The organism is Patiriisocius sp. 208BN25-11 (assembly GCF_058147145.1).
The window spans coordinates 1-237 of sequence record NZ_JBYVJY010000137.1 but is presented as its reverse complement, the minus strand read 5'-3'; the positions used below and the strand labels follow the sequence as shown (position 1 = coordinate 237).

1 pseudogene is annotated in these 237 nt (G+C 33.8%); it reads right to left on the bottom strand.

The window, feature by feature from the left end:
* A pseudogene (locus tag ACY2RS_RS15880) lies at positions 1–237 on the bottom strand (DUF58 domain-containing protein); the annotation flags it as partial.

Below are 237 nucleotides of genomic sequence, written 5' to 3'. Positions count from 1 at the left end.
AAATGCTGTAATGCCTGAAATAACTTTTCTTCCTCTGCATCACTCTGAAACATATCCGTAAACAAAAATACCAATGAACGGCGTTTTAATTTTTCAGCGATCAAATGTAGGTGAGTATATGTTTTGGTCTTTATTTGCTCTATTGATCGTGATATTGCATTATTAAGATGTGATAATAACATCTGATGGTGTCTTTCGCTCCCTTTTTCCGAAGCATAAAATTCATAAGTATCACTG